We start from the raw sequence: 17,205 nt of genomic DNA on the forward strand, positions 1-17,205 counted from the left end.
CGTTGCGACTAGTACTGAACATAGTTCCAAGACTACCTCTTAAGTTAAGAGGGGCGAAGTGTCTGGATCTTCAAGGGGCCAATCTACCAAGCAACTGCTCCGCCTGCTGCCTGGCGGCTGCAATTACCTCAGGCTTTTCACTGGCCAGGATTTCTTCAAGGGTGCGTCCCATCTTCCATCACTCCAAAACATTGGGGAAATCGAGCATGGCATCTCGGCGCCGTGATTCAAGGATGTCGGCGTAGATCTCTGTTGTTCTCAGCTCACTATGCCCCAGCAAGCGGGAGAGGGCATAGATATCGACGCCGCGGTTAAGCTGGATCACTGCGAAGGTATGGCGTGCGCTGTGGAAGGTGACCTTCTTGGTTATACTCGCCTGCAACGCCCAGCGGGTGAGCTCCATGTTGTGCCAAGCCGAGTACTTGAGGCCCTTGAAGATCCGCTCTGTTGCCTTGCCTGGGCGCCCCATCAGCTGCATCGCCATGTCATTCAAATCCAGGTATTGCAGGCCGCTGGTCTTCTTCTGGGTGAAGACGATACGGTAATGGCCATAGAAGGGCTCCAGCTCGGCCCAGGTCAGCTTGTGAATGTCGGACCAGCGCAAGCCAGTGCAACAAGAGAACAGAAAGGCGCGCTTAAGAATGTCGTACCGGCACTCGGCCTGGGCCAGCGCTCGTACCTCGTCTTCGGTCAGGTAAACCCGTTTGTTCTTCTCCCCCTGGATAGCTTTGACACGTCGTACCGGATTATCCATCAGCAGCCGCTCCTGCTCTGCCTGGTTCAGGGCTGCCCTTAACTTGTTGAAATAGGCACTTTGGGTGTTGCGGCTCAGTGGCGTGCCGCTTTTGGTGCGGGCTTTGTGCATCAGGTAATGCCGAAAACCCTCCAAGAACAGCTGATCTACTTCCTCGAAAGTCAGTTCTGGCAGCTTATGGAACTGGCGTAAATGCTTGAGGGCTGATATCCAGATGGAATGGTTGCTCTTGCTGCCTGCTGCTTTTTGGTCAGTAACCTCTTGGAAGTACTCGAAGAAGCTGGCCTTGTAGGCGTTCGAGAAATCCAGATGGTGTTTACCTGTCTCGTACTCGAAGAGCCGCTTGGCGCGGATGGCTTCGGCTGCTCGCTGGGTTTCTTTGTTGTGGAGCCGCTGTGCTGGGGTACGCGGCTTGTCGTACAGGAAGAGATCCAGGGTCTCTCTGCTGCGTTTGTGCTTGCGGATGCCTGTGGCTGGGTCAAGGTAGGAGCCGGCGTAGTAGGTTAAGCGAGCAGCGCGCTTGCCTTCGGCGTCCGGTGCGCGGTATTCGATGCTGATCTTCATGAGTGTCCCCCAAAAGTACCCCAAGAGGTTACTTCGGGGTACTCTCGGGGTAAATTCTCACGAAACAAGATCAGGCAAGAACAGCCAGTAAAAAAACAAAGTCCAGCATTTACAATGCCTTATGTTCTTTATGGCTGCTTTTTATTGCTGATTTTTCACCACATTACTTGCCGATGCAGAAGCTGGAGAAGATCCGGCCCAGCAGATCGTCTGAGCTGAACTCGCCGGTGATCTCGGAGAGGGACTCCTGTGCCAGGCGCAGCTCTTCGGCCACCAGCTCACCGGCGACGAATACCTCCAGCTGCTCCTTGGCCACCAGCAGTCGTTCGGCGGCACGCTCCAGCGCGTCCAGATGGCGGCGGCGGGCCATGAAGCCTCCTTCGGTGTTGCCCTGGAAGCCCATGCAGGCCTTCAGGTGCTCGCGCAGGGCGGGCAGCCCCAGCTCGGTCTTGGCTGAGATGCGATAGACGGCGTGGCCCAGCTCCTCGCTCGGCGCCAGATCTTCACCGGTCAGGTCAGCCTTGTTACGAATAACGGTGAGGCCGATGTTTTTTGGCAACCGATCAACAAATTCCGGCCAGATTTCCCGCGGGTCCACCGCATCTGTCGTCGTGCCATCCACCATGAAGAGCACCCGGTCGGCCTGTTCGATCTCGGCCCAGGCACGCTCAATGCCGATCTGCTCCACCTTGTCCTGGGTATCGCGTAGACCGGCGGTGTCGATGATGTGCAGCGGCATGCCGTCGAGGTGGATATGCTCGCGCAGCACATCGCGGGTGGTACCGGCGATCTCGGTGACGATGGCGGACTCGCGCCCGGCCAGGGCATTGAGCAGGCTCGACTTGCCAGCGTTGGGACGACCGGCGATCACCACCTTCATCCCTTCCCGCAGCAGGGCGCCCTGCCTGGCTTCGCTGCGAACCTCGTCCAGCGACCCCATGATGGAGTAAAGATCCCCCGCTACCTTGCCGTCGGAGAGAAAATCGATCTCTTCATCCGGGAAGTCGATGGCCGCTTCCACATAGATGCGCAGGCGGATCAGGCTCTCCACCAGCTGCTGGATCTTGCCGGAGAACTGCCCCTGCAGGGAGTGCATGGCACTGCGGGCGGCCTGCTCGCTGGAGGCTTCGATGAGGTCGGCGATGGCTTCGGCCTGGGCCAGATCCAGCTTGTCATTCATGAAGGCGCGCTCGCTGAACTCGCCGGGGCGGGCAGGGCGCAGCCCCTTGATCTGCAGGATGCGGCGCACCAGCATGTCCATGATGACCGGGCCGCCGTGGCCCTGCAGCTCCAGCACGTCTTCGCCGGTGAAGCTGTTGGGGGCCTTGAACAGCAGGGCGATGCCCTGATCCAGCACTTCGCCTTGCTCATCCCTGAACGGCAGATATTCGGCGTAACGCACTCGCGGGCGTTTGCCGAGTACTATCTCGGCCACCTGTTCGGCGGCGGGACCGGAGACCCGGACTATGCCGACGCCGCCACGGCCGGGGGCGGTGGCCTGGGCCACGATCGTATCTGTAGTCATCTTGCTTGGCTCGTTTGTTCGGTAATTGGTGGACATTGTAATAAAAAAGGCGGCCCGAAGGCCGCCTCTTTTGTCATCACGGGAAGATTGGCTGCGCATCAGTTGCGTGAGTGCAGGCCTTTCTTCTCCAGCTGACGGTAGATGATGGTCTGCTGGATGATGGAGATGACGTTGCTCACCAGCCAGTACAGGGTCAGACCTGCCGGGAACCAGAGGAACATGAAAGTGAAGATGATCGGCATGAACTGCATCACTTTCTGCTGCATCGGGTCGGTAATGGTGGTCGGGCTCATCTTCTGCAGATACCACATGGAGGCACCCATGAGGATTGGCAGCACGAAGAAGGGGTCCTTCACTGACAGGTCGGTGATCCACAGGGCGAACGGCGCGTGACGCAGCTCAACGGATTCCATCAGTGCCCAGTACAGGGCGATGAAGATCGGCATCTGGACCAGGATCGGCAGACAGCCACCCAGCGGGTTGACCTTCTCCTTCTTGTACAGCTCCATCATACCCTGAGACATCTTCTGACGATCGTCGCCGAAGCGCTCGCGCAGGGCAGCAATCTTGGGCTGCAGCATGCGCATCTTGGCCATGGAGGTGTACTGGGCCTTGGTCAGCGGGAACATGATGCCGCGAACCAGCAGGGTCAGCATGATGATGGCCACACCCCAGTTCTGGACAAAACCGTGGAACACGGTCAGCAGCCAGTGCAGCGGTTGGGCGATGAACCAGAGCCAGCCGTAGTCGACGGTCAGGTCGAGGTGGTTGGCTACCTTGGCCATCTGGTCTTGCAGCTTGGGACCGACCCACAGCTTGCTGGTCAGTTCGACCTGCTGACCGGCGGCCACGTCAACCTGCGGCGCCTTGTAACCGATGATGGCTTGGGCTTTGCCCGGGATCACGCGGCTGTAGAAGCTGTTGGTGTCGTTGGCATTCGGCGCCCAGGCAGAGACGAAGTAGTGTTGCAGCATGGCGACCCAACCACCCTGGGTGGTCTTGCTCAGGTCGGCATCCTTCATCTCGTCGAAGGTGTACTTCTTGTAGCGGGTGTCTTCGCTGGAGAAGGCGCCACCACGGTAGGCGCTGGCCACCATGGCATGACCTTCCTGATCCTTCGGCGTCGCAATGGTCTGCTTCAGCTGACCATAGAACTGCACCTGGACCGGCTCGGCAGACTTGTTGTCGATCTTGTAATCGACGCCAACGGCGTAGTCACCGCGCTTGAGCACGAATTCCTTGGTGAAGACCACACCCTTGCTGTCGGTCCAGGTCATGGGAACCACGACTTGATCCTGACCGTCGGCCAGCTGGTAGCTGGTCTGGGCGGCTTCATAGGTGGGACGACCTTCGGCCTGGCTGTCAGGGCCATTGCGACCAACCAGGCCGCTCTGGGCGACATAGATGTGGTCAGGCTGGCTGGTCAGCAGCACGAACGGCTTGTCCTTGCCCTCTTCCAGCTTGTGGGCCAGCAGTTCGGCAGAGACGATGTCACCACCCTGGGTATCCAGGGTCAGCTTGAGCACGTCGGAGGAGACGGTGATCAGCTTGCGTGCGGCGCTCGCATTGGCTTGCTCGGAAACCTGAGGAATATCACCGGACTGACCGGCTTCAGGTACGAATTGTTCGGTTTGGGCCACGGTTGTCGGGGCCGGCTTCGGAGCCTTGTCGGACTCCCACTGTTGCCAGAGCAAAAAGCTCACGAACAGCAAACCGATCAGGAGTAGATTGCGTTGTGATTCCATAGTCTTCAGTTTCTTCGCTTTGGTTGCGGAACCGGGTCATAACCACCCTCGGATAAGGGATGGCATTTTAATAGACGTTTGCTAGCTAACCAAACGCCTTTTATGAAACCGTGAAGTCGGATTGCTTCTATCGCAAATTGGGAACAAGTCGGGGTAAAACGGCAGCGCGGCCCCAGCAGGGGACTAATGATTAGCTGATACAGGCGTATCAGTTTGATAGCTACCCATTGCAACGGCGTGACAGAGTGCGCCATAGCTTTTCCAGTAACTTGAACAGTTCCTCGTTATCCATCTCTTTCACACCGGCCTTGGCGATCACCACGATGTCGATAGCGGGCAGCTGATGCTGTTTGAGGCGGAAACTTTCCCGAACCACACGTTTGACACGGTTACGCCAGACGGCACGCTTGAGTGCTTTTTTGGGCACGGCGAGACCAAGACGTGGGTGTTCGAGTGAATTGGGGCAGGCGAGAAGCGTAATTTGCGGGGAAGCGGCCCGGACAGGCTCGGCGAATACGCGTTTGAAGTGTTCGGGAGTTAACAGACGTAACTCCCGAGAGAAGGTGTGCTGGGTAGGCATTAAACTACCAGACGAGCACGACCCTTGGCACGACGAGCGGCCAGAACTTTACGACCGTTGGCAGTAGCCATGCGGGCGCGGAAACCGTGAGAGCGCTTGCGCTTCAGGTTGGACGGTTGAAAAGTACGTTTCATGATTCGATTCCGTATTACTGTACAGTTTTGATTGTCACACTTAGCCGACGCGCCAGCTATAGCTTGTGACGACTAGCAAAAGAGGCCGAATTCTAAACAGAGTTCGGCTTTTAGTCAATCCGCCGTTCCCTTCCATCCTGTTCCGGTCTTGAAAGGACCATGGCAGGGAGTGAGGATCCGGAGGATCAAGGGCTCCGGATTATACTGGCTGGCCGTTGTTAAACAAGGGATCCACCAATAAAAAAGGCGGCCAGGCCGCCAAAGAGAGAGCTATTTCAGCACTTTGCGCAGGAACTCCCGGGTACGGGGATCCTTGGGATCGACCAGTATCTGATCTGGCGGACCCTGCTCCACGATCCGCCCTCCCTCCATGAAGATCACCCGATCGGCGACATCCCGAGCGAACTCGATCTCATGGGTAACCACCACCATGGTCTGGTGCTGGCGTGCCAGTTTCTTCATCAGCCCCAGCACCTCGTCGACCCATTCGGGATCGAGGGCTGACGTGGGCTCGTCAAACAGGATGACCTTGGAGTGGGCCGCCATGGCGCGGCCTATACCCACCCGCTGCTGTTGGCCGCCGGAGAGGGAGGCCGGGTAGGCATCCTTCTTGTCGGCCAGGCCTATGTCTTCCAGGATGCCGAGGGCGGTGGCGCGAGCCTCCGCCTTCGGCTGCTTCCAGACGGTGATCAGCCCTTCGGCAATGTTGTCCTGTGCCGTCTTGTTGGCAAACAGGGCGTAGTTCTGGAATACGAAGGAGGCTCGCTTGCGCAGTTCGATGGCCTGCTGTTCGCTGGCGTTGGCCAGGTTGAGTTGCAGGTCGTCGATGACCAGCTGGCCCGCATCCGGGGTTTCCAGCAGGTTGAGGCAGCGCAGCAGGGTCGACTTGCCGGTACCCGAGGGACCGATAATGACGACGATTTCCCCCTTTTTGACCTCCAAATCGATGCTGTTCAGCACCTGGTTGCCGTCATATGCCTTGGCGAGGCCGGTTAGCTTGATCATGGCGACCCTCCTTAATAGGCACGGTTGAGGCGCACTTCCAGCAGATGCTGCAAGCGGGTGAAGAAGATGACCACTACCCAGTAGACCAGGGCCACCGCCATGAAGCTCTCGAAGAACTTGAAGGAGGAGGAGGCCTCCATCTGCGCCTTGCCCATGATTTCGGCCACCCCCAGGGTAAACGCCAGCGAGGTGCTCTTGATCATGTCGATGAAGTAGTTCATCAGCGACGGGGTCGCGATGCGGGCCGCCTGCGGCAGAATGATCCGTTGCATCGCCTGGTAACGGCTCATGCCGATACTGAGCGAGGCCTCCATCTGGCTCTTGTGTATCCCCAGAATGGCGGCACGGATCGACTCGGCCATGTAGGCGGCGAAGTGCAGGGTCAACCCTATGATGGCGGCAGTAAAGGCATCCATCCCCACGAAGATGGGGAAGAGTTGCGGCAGCCCGTAATAGAGCAGGAACAGCTGGACGAGCAGCGGAGTACCCCGAAAGAACGAGATATAGAGCATCGCCAGCCAGTGAATTGCGGGAACGCGAAACACCCGTACTATCGCCAGGGCCAGCGACAGTACGAGTGCAAATACGAATCCCCACAGGGCCATTTCCATCGTGGTGCCCAGGTATTTGAGCAGAATGGGAAACAGCCCCAGCGTGTATTCGAAGTCGAAATCCATCATTTATTTGGTCGTGATATCCGCGGCGAACCATTTCTCGGAAATTTGACGCAGGGAACCATCCTTGCGCATGGTGCTCAGGGCCTCGTCAACCTTCTTCAGCACAGCCTCTTTTTCCGGAGTCTTCAGGAAGGGCAGGGCATTCTCGATGGTTTCGAACGGTGCGCCAGCCTGTTGCAGCGGCAGCTTGGACTCCTTGATCAGCTGGGCGGTGGAGACGCGGTCCATCACGAAAGCATCGATACGACCCAGAGCGACGTCCTGCTCGAAGTTGGAGTCATAGGTACGGATATCGATCTTCTTGTTCGGGTCGTTTTTGCGCAGCAGCTCTTCGAAGTTGGAGCCGAGGTTCACGGCCACCGTCTTGCCTTCCAGGTCTTTGAAGCCATGGATGGTGCTGTTGCCTTTGCGGACCACGATCTGGGCGCCGTCATAGACGTAAGGCTGGGAGAAGTTGTACTTGGCCTTGCGCTCGTCGGTGATGGTGATCTGGTTGGAAATGGTGTCGATACGGCCGGTTTCCAGCATGCCGAACAGGCCGGAGAAGCTGGCTGTCACGAATTCGACCTTGTAGCCGGTGCGTTCGCCGATCTGGTTCCACATATCCACTTCAAAGCCTTGCAGCTTGTCCTGCTTGACGAAGGTGAACGGGAAGTATTTGCCGGACATGCCAACCTTGATGGTTTCCTGGGCGATGGCTTGGCCGGACAGGGTGGCCAGCAGAATGGCAGCGCCGGAAATGAGCTTGATAGATGTTTTCATGGGGTTTCTCTCTCTGAATGTCTTGTATTTGTAGTTGGAATAACTGGTTTCGCGCTGATGTTATTGGAATAAAATTTAAAAAATAAATGACATTTTGTTATATGAAATAACATGACGATGAGGTCCGAATCCATCGTTTATGGCGGTGGATCAAGCTGTGGGTAACTTTGGGGATGAATGATGATCCAATGGCGCTGGATCCTTGAAAGTCAAGGATCTTATTTGCTGGATCCACGGGGTGACGGCTGGAGATCCGGCGGCTAAAAAAGTAGAATAGCCGGTCTTTAGTTAATCAATCGACAGGAGTTTAGAGTGACTGCTTCGCTATGGCAGCAGTGCCTTAACCGGCTGCAAGATGAGTTGCCCTCGGCAGAATTCAGCATGTGGATCCGGCCGCTTCAAGCGGAGTTGAGTGACAATACTCTGACCCTGTATGCACCGAATCGCTTCGTTCTGGACTGGGTACGAGACAAGTACCTCATCCGGGTGAACGGCATCATCAATGAACTCTGCGGGGTCGATGGCCCCGCCCTGCGTTTTGATATCGGTAATCGTCCCCATCCCGTGGCCGTCGCCAGAGCGCCGGCACAGGGCGCCGCACCTGTGAATAACTTGCAGAAGAGCTGGGAAAGCAAGGCCGAAGCCAAGCCGGAACCGAACCACAAGAGCAACACCAACGTGAACTATACCTTCGAGAATTTCGTCGAAGGTAAGTCCAACCAGTTGGCCCGTGCGGCTGCCCGTCAGGTGGCGGATAACCCGGGTGGCGCTTACAACCCGCTGTTCCTCTATGGCGGCACTGGTCTGGGTAAAACTCACCTGCTGCACGCCGTTGGCAATGCCATCAAGGAGAGCAAAAAAGATGCGAAAGTCATCTATATGCACTCCGAGCGGTTCGTCCAGGACATGGTGAAGGCGCTGCAGAACAACGCCATCGAAGAGTTCAAGCGCTATTACCGCAGCGTCGACGCCCTGCTCATCGATGACATCCAGTTCTTCGCCAACAAGGAGCGCTCCCAGGAGGAGTTCTTCCACACTTTCAACGCCTTGCTCGAAGGCAACCAGCAGATCATCCTGACCTCGGATCGTTATCCGAAGGAGATCAACGGTGTCGAGGATCGTCTCAAGTCCCGCTTCGGCTGGGGTCTGACCGTGGCGATCGAACCGCCGGAGCTGGAGACCCGGGTTGCCATCCTGATGCGCAAGGCCGATGAGAACCAGATCCACCTGCCGGACGAAGTGGCCTTCTTCATCGCCAAGCGCTTGCGTTCCAACGTCCGTGAGCTGGAAGGGGCTCTTAACCGGGTGATCGCCAATGCCAACTTTACCGGCCGTGCCATCAACATCGATTTCGTGCGCGAAGCGCTGCGCGATCTCTTGGCGTTGCAGGAGAAGCTGGTCACCATCGACAATATCCAGAAGACGGTGGCGGAGTACTACAAGATCAAGCTGGCGGATCTGCTCTCCAAGCGCCGTTCCCGCTCCGTCGCCCGTCCTCGCCAGTTGGCGATGGCGCTGGCCAAGGAGCTGACCAACCATAGTTTGCCGGAGATAGGTGATGCCTTTGGTGGCCGTGACCACACCACCGTTCTTCATGCCTGCCGCAAGATCGAGCAGCTGAAGGAAGAGAGTCACGACATCAAGGAGGACTATTCCAACCTGATCCGTACCCTTTCTTCCTGATAACGGAACCAAGTGCACAGATGCAGATCGAATATTCCAACCTGATCCGAATCCTTTCCTCCTAATCACTACGGAGAGCACAGATGCAGCTCGAAATTAGCCGTGAGGCCCTGTTACGTCCTCTGCAACTGGTGTCCGGCGCCCTCGGTGGCCGACCGACCCTGCCGATCCTCGGCAACGTGCTGCTTGATGTCAGCAACGGTCTGCTGTCACTGACCGGTACCGATCTTGAAGTAGAGATGATCGGTCAGGTCTATCTGAACGGGGCCAGTGAAGATGGCCGCACCACAGTGCCGGCACGCAAGCTGCTGGATATCTGCCGCGGCCTGCCGGAAGGCGCCGAGATCCGTCTCAATACCGAAGGCGAGCGCCTGATCATCCGTTCCGGCCGCTCCCGCTTCAACTTGTCGACCCTGCCGGCGACCGAATACCCGAACATCGAGGACTGGGAGTCCGTGCTCGAGTTCGACATCAGCCAGTTGGAACTGAAGAAGCTGATCGATGCTACCCAGTTCTCCATGGCGAGCCAGGACGTGCGCTACTACCTGAACGGCATGCTGTTCGAGAGCGAAGGGCATGGCTTGCGCACTGTGGCGACCGATGGTCACCGGCTGGCGACCTGCCGCCGCGAGGTAGTGGGGGAATCGCTGCCCGATCATCAGGTTATCCTGCCGCGCAAAGGGGTGCTGGAACTGGTGCGTCTGCTTGAGGCGGAAGACAAGCCGGTGCGGCTGCAGATCGGTCGCAGCAACCTGCGCGCCGCCCTCGACGGTTTCATCTTCACCTCCAAGCTGGTGGATGGCCGTTTCCCGGACTGGCGCCGTGTCATTCCGCGCAACAGCGACAAGGCCCTGATCGCCGGTCGCGAGGATCTGCGCCAGGCGTTTGCCCGTGCCGCCATCCTCTCCAACGAGAAATTCCGTGGTGTGCGTCTCAATCTGCAGGAAAACCTGCTGCGCATCACCGCCAACAACCCGGAACAGGAAGAAGCCGAAGAGCTGCTTGACGTACAATATGCCGCTGGCGAGATGGAGATCGGCTTCAACGTCTCTTATGTGCTGGACGTGCTGAATACGTTAAAATGTGACCAAATCCGGGTCAGTCTGAGCGATTCCGTCAGCAGTGCCATTATTGAGGATTTTGACAATCAGGATGCTCAGTACGTGGTAATGCCGATGCGGATCTAGTCGTGTCTCTGGCCAAACTCCAGCTCAGCGATTTTCGCAATATCCAGCAAGCCAGTCTCAAGCTGTCACCCGGCCTCAACATCCTGGTCGGGTGCAACGGCAGCGGCAAGACCAGCGTGCTGGAAGCCATTCACTACCTCGGTCTGGGGCGCTCCTTTCGCACTCACCTGACCGGGCGGGTCATCCGCCAGGGGGAGAGGGCGTTTACCCTGTTCGCCCAGTGCGAACTGGAGGGGCGCCAGGTCCCCATCGGTCTCGCCAAGGACAAGAGTGGCGAGACCCAGCTCAAGATTGCCGGGGCCCAGGCCCAGCGTCTGGCCGATCTGGCCGAGCTGCTGCCGGTGCAGTTGATCCATCCAGATGGCTTCAATCTGCTGACCGGCGGGCCCCAGGCTCGCCGGGCCTGGCTCGACTGGGGGGTCTTTCATCAGGAACCGACCTTCTTCGCCCTGTGGGGTCGAGTGCGGCGCCTGCTGAAACAGCGCAATGCGCTGCTGCGTCAGAGCACCCAGTATCGCCAGCTGGCATTCTGGGATCAGGAGCTGGTGCGGTTGGGGGGCGAGTTGGCAGAGTTTCGCGCCAACTATTGTCAGGCTATTACGCCCCTTATCAAGGAGATGACGGCGGACTTTTTGCCGGAATTCGATATCAGCCTAGGTTTCTATCGGGGCTGGGAGAAAGATACCCCCCTCAATGAGTTGCTGGAGGCGGGATTTGAGCGGGATCGGTCGCTGGGCTATACCGGCGTCGGTCCACAGAAAGCCGATGTGCGCCTCAAGGCGAACGGGGTGCCTGCTCAGGACATTTTGTCCCGGGGTCAGTTGAAGTTGCTGGTCTGTGCCATGCGGCTGGCCCAAGGGCTCTATTTGAATCAACATAGCAGCCGTGGCTGTATTTTTTTAATTGACGATTTTGCCTCTGAACTGGATGTCGAGAAGCGCCGCTTGCTGGCTGCAAGGCTGAAGCAGTGTGCGTCCCAGGTGTTCATCACCGCCATCGACACCGGTCAGCTCGCAGACATGATGGATGCGAATGACTGCAAGTTGTTCCACGTGGAACAAGGCAAGATCTCCGAAACGTTAGAGAAGGCAGAGAGTAAGCTATGAGTGAAAATACTTACGACTCCTCGAATATCAAGGTACTGAAGGGCCTGGATGCGGTCCGCAAGCGCCCGGGGATGTATATCGGCGATACGGATGATGGCTCGGGCCTGCACCACATGGTGTTCGAAGTGGTCGATAACTCCATTGACGAGGCGCTCGCTGGCTACTGCTCCGAGATTCAGGTCAAGATCCATTCCGACGGCTCCGTCTCCGTCCGCGACAACGGTCGTGGCATTCCGGTCGACATTCACCCGGAAGAGGGCCGTTCCGCTGCCGAAGTCATCATGACCGTGCTGCACGCCGGCGGCAAGTTCGACGACAACTCCTACAAGGTATCTGGTGGTCTGCACGGTGTGGGTGTCTCCGTCGTAAACGCCCTCTCTGACAAGCTGCTGCTGACAATTCGTCGCAACGGTCACGTCTACGAGCAGACTTATCACCTGGGTGAGCCGCAGGCACCGCTCAAGCAGATCGGTGATGCCACCACCACCGGGACCGAAGTGCGTTTCTGGCCGAGCCCGACCATCTTCAGCGACACCCTGTTCCACTACGAGATCCTGGCCAAGCGCCTGCGCGAGCTCTCCTTCCTCAACTCCGGCGTCTCCATTCGTCTGATGGACGAGCGTGATGGCCGTGAGGCGCACTTCTGCTACGAAGGCGGCATCAAGGCGTTCGTCGAGTATCTGAACCAGAACAAGACCCCGATCCACCCGAAGGTGTTCCACTTCACCACCGAGCAGGACGGCATCGGTGTCGAAGTCGCCATGCAGTGGAACGACGCCTATCAGGAAGGGGTCTACTGCTTCACCAACAACATTCCGCAGCGTGATGGCGGCACCCACCTGGTGGGCTTCCGTACCGCGCTGACCCGTACCCTCAACTCCTACATGGACAAAGAGGACTACAGCAAGAAGGCCAAATCTGCCGCCAGCGGTGACGACGTGCGTGAAGGTTTGATTGCCGTTATCTCCGTCAAAGTGCCGGATCCCAAGTTTTCCTCCCAAACCAAGGACAAGCTGGTCTCTTCCGAAGTGAAGACCGCCGTCGAACAGGCGATGGGCGAGAAGCTGGCCGACTTCCTGCTGGAAAACCCGGGCGATGCCAAGATCGTGGTCAACAAGATCATCGATGCGGCCCGCGCCCGTGAAGCGGCCCGCAAGGCCCGCGAACTGACCCGCCGCAAAGGCGCGCTGGACATCGCAGGTCTGCCCGGCAAGCTGGCGGACTGTCAGGAGAAAGACCCGGCCCTCTCCGAACTCTACATAGTGGAGGGTGACTCTGCGGGCGGTTCCGCCAAGCAGGGTCGCAACCGTAAGAACCAGGCCATTCTGCCGCTCAAGGGCAAGATCCTGAACGTGGAGAAGGCCCGTTTCGACAAGATGATCTCCTCGCAAGAGGTGGGCACCCTGATCACCGCGCTGGGCTGCGGCATCGGTCGTGACGAGTACAACCCGGACAAGCTGCGCTATCACAACATCATCATCATGACGGATGCGGACGTCGATGGTGCGCACATCCGTACCCTGCTGCTGACCTTCTTCTATCGCCAGATGCCGGAAATCATCGAGCGTGGCTACGTCTATATCGCCCAGCCGCCGCTCTACAAGGTGAAGAAGGGCAAGCAGGAGCAGTACCTGAAAGACGAGGATGCGCTGCTGCAGTACCAAACTGCCATGGCGCTGGATGGTGCGACCCTGCACGTCAACGAGTCCGCGCCGGCCATTGGTGGCGAGGCACTGGAGCGTCTGGTCAACCAGCATCGCGCCGTGACTCACCTGATCACCCGCATGTCCCGTCGTGCACCGGAAGCCGTGCTGACCCAGCTGATCTATCAGCCGGAACTGAACGAAGCCCTGCTGACCAGCGAGAGCGATCTTCAGGCCTGGTGTCAGAGCATGGAAGCCGTGCTCAACGAGAGCAACCAGGGCATCCAGTACCAGATGCAGGTGCGTCGTGACGAAGAGCGCAGCCTGTTCGTGCCGCACGCTGTGGTACGTCAGCACGGTGTCGACCGCGAATATCCGCTCAGCTACGACTTCCTGCAGTCCGGTGAATACCGCCAGCTGGTCTCGCTGGGCAAGGAGATCGCCAACCTGATCGAGGAAGGTGGTTACATCAAGCGTGGCGAGAAGGTGAAACCGGTCTCCAGCTTCGTTGAAGCGGTCGAGTGGCTGATGAACGAAGGCAAGCGCGGCATCTACATTCAGCGCTATAAAGGGCTGGGCGAGATGAACCCGGATCAGCTGTGGGAAACCACCATGGATCCGGAAGCCCGCCGCATGCTGCGTGTCACCATTGATGACGCCGTCGGTGCCGACCAGCTCTTCTCCACCCTCATGGGGGATGCAGTAGAGCCGCGTCGCGACTTCATCGAGACCAACGCCCTGCGGGTGGCCAACCTCGACGTCTAATTCGACGCATCAGTACGATATTAAAAAGCCGCTCCCTGTGAGCGGCTTTTTGTTTTTCTGGCGGAGAAAGTGGCACGTTCCACGTGAAACATGGCTCCTCCTTAGTGTGACTGTACAGACTTATATGAGTTCGGCGGCCGGACAGTAGAGGCGCAGACGATGGTCGTCCGGATCGAGAGCCATGCAGGTGTAACCAAACTCCATCCGGGTCGTTTCCTGGATCAGAGTGAGCCCGCGCACGTGCCACTCGGCAAACAGGCGATCGACGGCAGAGTATCATCGGAGAAAGTGAAGGTTGGCTCCAGCCCCCTTTCTGGTTTGCAACGGGACATGCTGTGGCCCTCAGCTCTTCAGTCGTTTGTGACTGGGGGAGGAAGCCCAATAAGGAAAAAGCCTGCAAATGGGCGGAGAGAAGATTTTTCGATCAGAGCCCTTGAAAGCCGAAAGCGGGCCCTTATATAGATAACAAGGCCGGAACGCTCGACAGAGGTTTCGACCAGGCGCCCGTCCATCAGGAGGGCAAACAATTGGTTATCGCTCAAAAGAGGATAATACTATGCGTTCTATCGACTTTTCTCCGCTCTATCGTTCTGCTATCGGTTTCGATCGTCTGGCCAATCTCATCGAATCTGCGGCCAGCAATGGCAATGCCGGTTATCCCCCCTACAACATCGAGCAGCTGGGTGACAGCGACTACCGAATCAGCATGGCGGTGGCGGGCTTTACCCAGGAAGAGCTGGAGCTGAGCTTCCAGGAAAATCTGCTGACGGTGAAGGGCAACAAGCAGGCCGACACCGAGCGTAACTACCTCTATCAAGGCATAGCCGAACGCGGCTTCGAGCGTCGCTTCCAGCTGGCCGACTATGTGCGAGTGAAGGGGGCCGACCTGAAAAACGGTCTGCTGCACATCGACCTGGTGCGCGAAGTGCCCGAGGCAATGAAGCCCCGCAAGATCGAGATCAACGGCTGACAGCCTGACCTCGTTGCATTGTTGATGTTTCCCGGGTGCCGATTGACGGGCCCGTGGAGAGTAAACCCTGTTGCTTTATAGAAGGATAGGATCATGCGTAACCTCGATTTTTCTCATCTCTATTCCAATGCCGTCGGCTTCGAGCGGATGGCCCGTGAGCTGGAAGGCCTGTTCGAGCAGAAGACCTCGGCCTACCCCCCGTACAACATCGAAAAGCGCGATCACGACAGCTACCTCATCACGGTTGCCGTGGCCGGTTTCGATCGCAATGAGCTGGAGCTGGAGACCGAAAACGGCACCCTCAAGGTGAAGGGGCGCAAGGTCGCCTCCATGGGCGAGCGCCAGTTCCTCCATCAGGGGATCGCCGAGCGGGACTTCGAGCTCGCCTTCAAGCTGAGCCAGCACGTGGAAGTGCAGGGTGCCAAGCTGGAGCATGGCCTGCTGACCATAGAGCTGGCCCGCGAGCTGCCGGAGGCGCTCAAGCCCCGCGCCATCCCCATCGGCAAACCCGAGCAGCTGGCGCTGCCCGGCTAAACAGTACCGCTGACCAGCTGATAGAAGAGAGGCCTGCATTTGCAGGCCCCTCTGTTTTTGTATCGCCGAACTGGCTTAGCCGGCGTAGAGGGTGTTGATCTCGTCGGCCAGGATGGCGATGCCGCGGCGCACCAGCTCCTCGCTCTGGGAGTAGTTGAGGCGGATGCACTCCCGGCTGTGACGCCACTCGGGATCGTCGATGCCGGGGAAGAAGTAGTGGCCCGGCACGATCAGCAGGTTCTTCGTCTTCAATCGCTCATACAGTTCCTGGCAGTGGATCGGCAGGTCTTCGAACCAGAGCCAGAGGAAGAGGGCGCCTTCCGGCTTGTGGATGTGGAAGCGCGGATCGGGGATGGCCTCGCGCAGCAGCTGCACCGCCAGCTCCGCCTTCTGCCGATAGAAGGGTTTCACCACCTGCTCGCTGAGGGCGATGATCTCGCCGCTCTCGATCATCGGAATGGTGATGGCGGGGCCCAGACTGCCCGGTGCCAGATTGATGATGCCGCTCAGGTTGGTGATGGCCTGAATGATCTTCTCGTCGGCGATGACGATGCCGCAGCGGGTGCCCGGCAACCCCAGCTTGGAGAGGCTCATGCAGAGGATGGTGTTGGCGTTCCAGAACGGCTTGGCCTCGCTGAAGATGATGCCAGGGAAGGGGACGCCGTAGGCGTTGTCGATCAGCAGCGGAATACCCTTGTCGCGGGCGATCTGATCGAGGTGCTCGATCTCTTCGTCGGTCAGCACGTTGCCGGTCGGGTTGGTGGGGCGGGAGACGCAGATCACCCCGATGTCGTCACCCACCTGCAGGCTCTCGAAGTCCACGTGATATTTGAACTGGCCGTCTGGCAATTTCTCGATGGTGGGCTTGTAGGCCACGAAGTAGTCGTCTGCCAGTGCCGAATCGGCATAACCGATGTACTCGGGGGCGAGCGGGAACAGCACCTTCTTCTTGCGGCCATCGGCAAATTCGCCCGCCAGCAGGTTGAACAAATAGAAGAAGGCGTTCTGGCTGCCGTTGGTCAGGGCGATGTTGCGGGCGGAAATCTCCCAGCCCAGCTCCTTGCTGAGCAGGGCCGCCAGCGCCTTGGTGAACCTGTCCTTGCCCTGGGGGCCGTCGTAGTTGGCCATCGCCTTCACCAGCTCACCGTTGTCGAGCAGGCTCTTGGCCTCGGCCTGAAAGCGTTCCAGCATGGCGGGGATGGGGGCCGGATTGCCGCCACCCAGCATGATGGCGTCCGGATTGGTCAGCCCCTGATTAAGGTCATCCATGAGTTGGGTAATACCGGCATGGCGAGTGAACTTCTCGCCGAACAAGGAAAATTCCATTCGGTGACAGATCCAGAGTCAGTTACGGGGAAGCTAGCACCATAGCTCAGTTTAAAAGCGGGTGTCGATCAAAAAAATGGGACGTTCCACGTGGAACAGCAGGCAAAATCTAGTGTGGTGAAAATGACCACTTGTTGGTTCAATCCTGACTACAAGTTGTTTTCCAACTGGCACCACCTCTCATCTAAAAACAATTAATTTGTGTAAAATCATGTCGTTATAGATGTGGCACAACAATTGGAATA

General features: G+C 58.1%; 16 protein-coding genes and 1 pseudogene. 6 read left to right on the top strand and 11 right to left on the bottom strand.

What is annotated here, in order from left to right; translation table 11 throughout:
- Positions 1 to 178: 178 nt before the first annotated feature.
- From ACB028_RS18775 to ACB028_RS18815, 9 genes are all read right to left on the bottom strand, one after another.
- Complete coding sequence (locus ACB028_RS18775; protein WP_266135161.1) at positions 179 to 1,318, bottom strand: site-specific integrase; 1,140 nt, start codon at positions 1,316 to 1,318, stop codon at positions 179 to 181.
- 163 nt (positions 1,319 to 1,481) lie between these two features.
- Positions 1,482 to 2,843 carry a tRNA uridine-5-carboxymethylaminomethyl(34) synthesis GTPase MnmE gene (gene mnmE, locus ACB028_RS18780; protein WP_371144927.1) on the bottom strand — a complete coding sequence of 454 codons (1,362 nt, stop codon included), beginning with the start codon at positions 2,841 to 2,843 and terminating at the stop codon, positions 1,482 to 1,484.
- A 98-nt stretch (positions 2,844 to 2,941) separates the two neighbouring features.
- A complete protein-coding gene (yidC, locus tag ACB028_RS18785) occupies positions 2,942 to 4,588 on the bottom strand; it encodes a membrane protein insertase YidC (RefSeq protein WP_026457270.1) in 1,647 nt (548 codons plus the stop codon).
- A 5-nt stretch (positions 4,589 to 4,593) separates the two neighbouring features.
- Positions 4,594 to 4,842, bottom strand: coding sequence for a membrane protein insertion efficiency factor YidD (gene yidD, locus ACB028_RS18790; protein WP_010672280.1), 249 nt, complete (start codon positions 4,840 to 4,842; stop codon positions 4,594 to 4,596).
- Complete coding sequence (rnpA, locus tag ACB028_RS18795; RefSeq protein ID WP_026457269.1) at positions 4,809 to 5,168, bottom strand: ribonuclease P protein component; 360 nt, start codon at positions 5,166 to 5,168, stop codon at positions 4,809 to 4,811. Before rnpA ends, yidD begins: the two co-directional genes overlap by 34 nt.
- Positions 5,168 to 5,302, bottom strand: a complete 135-nt coding sequence (rpmH, locus tag ACB028_RS18800; protein ID WP_005307156.1) for a 50S ribosomal protein L34 — start codon at positions 5,300 to 5,302, stop codon at positions 5,168 to 5,170. The genes rnpA and rpmH overlap by 1 nt, the downstream gene beginning before the upstream one ends.
- Positions 5,303 to 5,572: 270 nt before the next feature.
- Complete coding sequence (locus ACB028_RS18805; protein ID WP_216993362.1) at positions 5,573 to 6,307, bottom strand: amino acid ABC transporter ATP-binding protein; 735 nt, start codon at positions 6,305 to 6,307, stop codon at positions 5,573 to 5,575.
- An 11-nt stretch (positions 6,308 to 6,318) separates the two neighbouring features.
- Entirely contained in the window at positions 6,319 to 6,987 is a 669-nt protein-coding gene (locus ACB028_RS18810; RefSeq protein ID WP_124239400.1) for an amino acid ABC transporter permease, read from the bottom strand.
- A complete protein-coding gene (locus ACB028_RS18815; RefSeq protein ID WP_216993363.1) occupies positions 6,988 to 7,746 on the bottom strand; it encodes an amino acid ABC transporter substrate-binding protein in 759 nt (252 codons plus the stop codon). It lies immediately after the preceding gene.
- A gap of 312 nt (positions 7,747 to 8,058) precedes the next feature.
- Here ACB028_RS18815 and dnaA point away from each other — a divergent pair, with 312 nt between their 5' ends.
- The 4 genes from dnaA to gyrB all read left to right on the top strand — a co-directional run bounded on the left by dnaA (position 8,059) and on the right by gyrB (position 14,130).
- Entirely contained in the window at positions 8,059 to 9,429 is a 1,371-nt protein-coding gene (dnaA, locus tag ACB028_RS18820; protein WP_042027058.1) for a chromosomal replication initiator protein DnaA, read from the top strand.
- Between the two features lie 83 nt (positions 9,430 to 9,512).
- Positions 9,513 to 10,616: a DNA polymerase III subunit beta gene (gene dnaN / locus ACB028_RS18825; protein WP_026456354.1), complete on the top strand. Its 1,104-nt coding sequence runs from the start codon at positions 9,513 to 9,515 to the stop codon at positions 10,614 to 10,616.
- A gap of 2 nt (positions 10,617 to 10,618) precedes the next feature.
- A complete protein-coding gene (recF, locus tag ACB028_RS18830) occupies positions 10,619 to 11,722 on the top strand; it encodes a DNA replication/repair protein RecF (protein WP_371144928.1) in 1,104 nt (367 codons plus the stop codon).
- Positions 11,719 to 14,130, top strand: coding sequence for a DNA topoisomerase (ATP-hydrolyzing) subunit B (gyrB, locus tag ACB028_RS18835; RefSeq protein WP_026456353.1), 2,412 nt, complete (start codon positions 11,719 to 11,721; stop codon positions 14,128 to 14,130). Before recF ends, gyrB begins: the two co-directional genes overlap by 4 nt.
- Before the next feature lie 120 nt (positions 14,131 to 14,250).
- Here gyrB and ACB028_RS18840 read toward each other — a convergent pair.
- Positions 14,251 to 14,403, bottom strand: a pseudogene (locus tag ACB028_RS18840) (drug:proton antiporter); the annotation flags it as partial.
- A 283-nt stretch (positions 14,404 to 14,686) separates the two neighbouring features.
- Here ACB028_RS18840 and ACB028_RS18845 point away from each other — a divergent pair.
- Positions 14,687 to 15,100, top strand: coding sequence for an Hsp20 family protein (locus tag ACB028_RS18845; protein WP_010635612.1), 414 nt, complete (start codon positions 14,687 to 14,689; stop codon positions 15,098 to 15,100).
- A 93-nt stretch (positions 15,101 to 15,193) separates the two neighbouring features.
- Positions 15,194 to 15,634, top strand: a complete 441-nt coding sequence (locus tag ACB028_RS18850) for an Hsp20 family protein (RefSeq protein ID WP_026456288.1) — start codon at positions 15,194 to 15,196, stop codon at positions 15,632 to 15,634.
- A gap of 75 nt (positions 15,635 to 15,709) precedes the next feature.
- On the opposite strand, the gene ACB028_RS18855 is transcribed toward ACB028_RS18850, so the two are convergent.
- Positions 15,710 to 16,960: a valine--pyruvate transaminase gene (locus tag ACB028_RS18855; protein WP_026456289.1), complete on the bottom strand. Its 1,251-nt coding sequence runs from the start codon at positions 16,958 to 16,960 to the stop codon at positions 15,710 to 15,712.
- Positions 16,961 to 17,205: the final 245 nt, after the last annotated feature.

Source organism: Aeromonas sp. S9(2024), assembly GCF_041403185.1.
Classification (GTDB): Bacteria; Pseudomonadota; Gammaproteobacteria; order Enterobacterales; family Aeromonadaceae; genus Aeromonas; species Aeromonas enteropelogenes.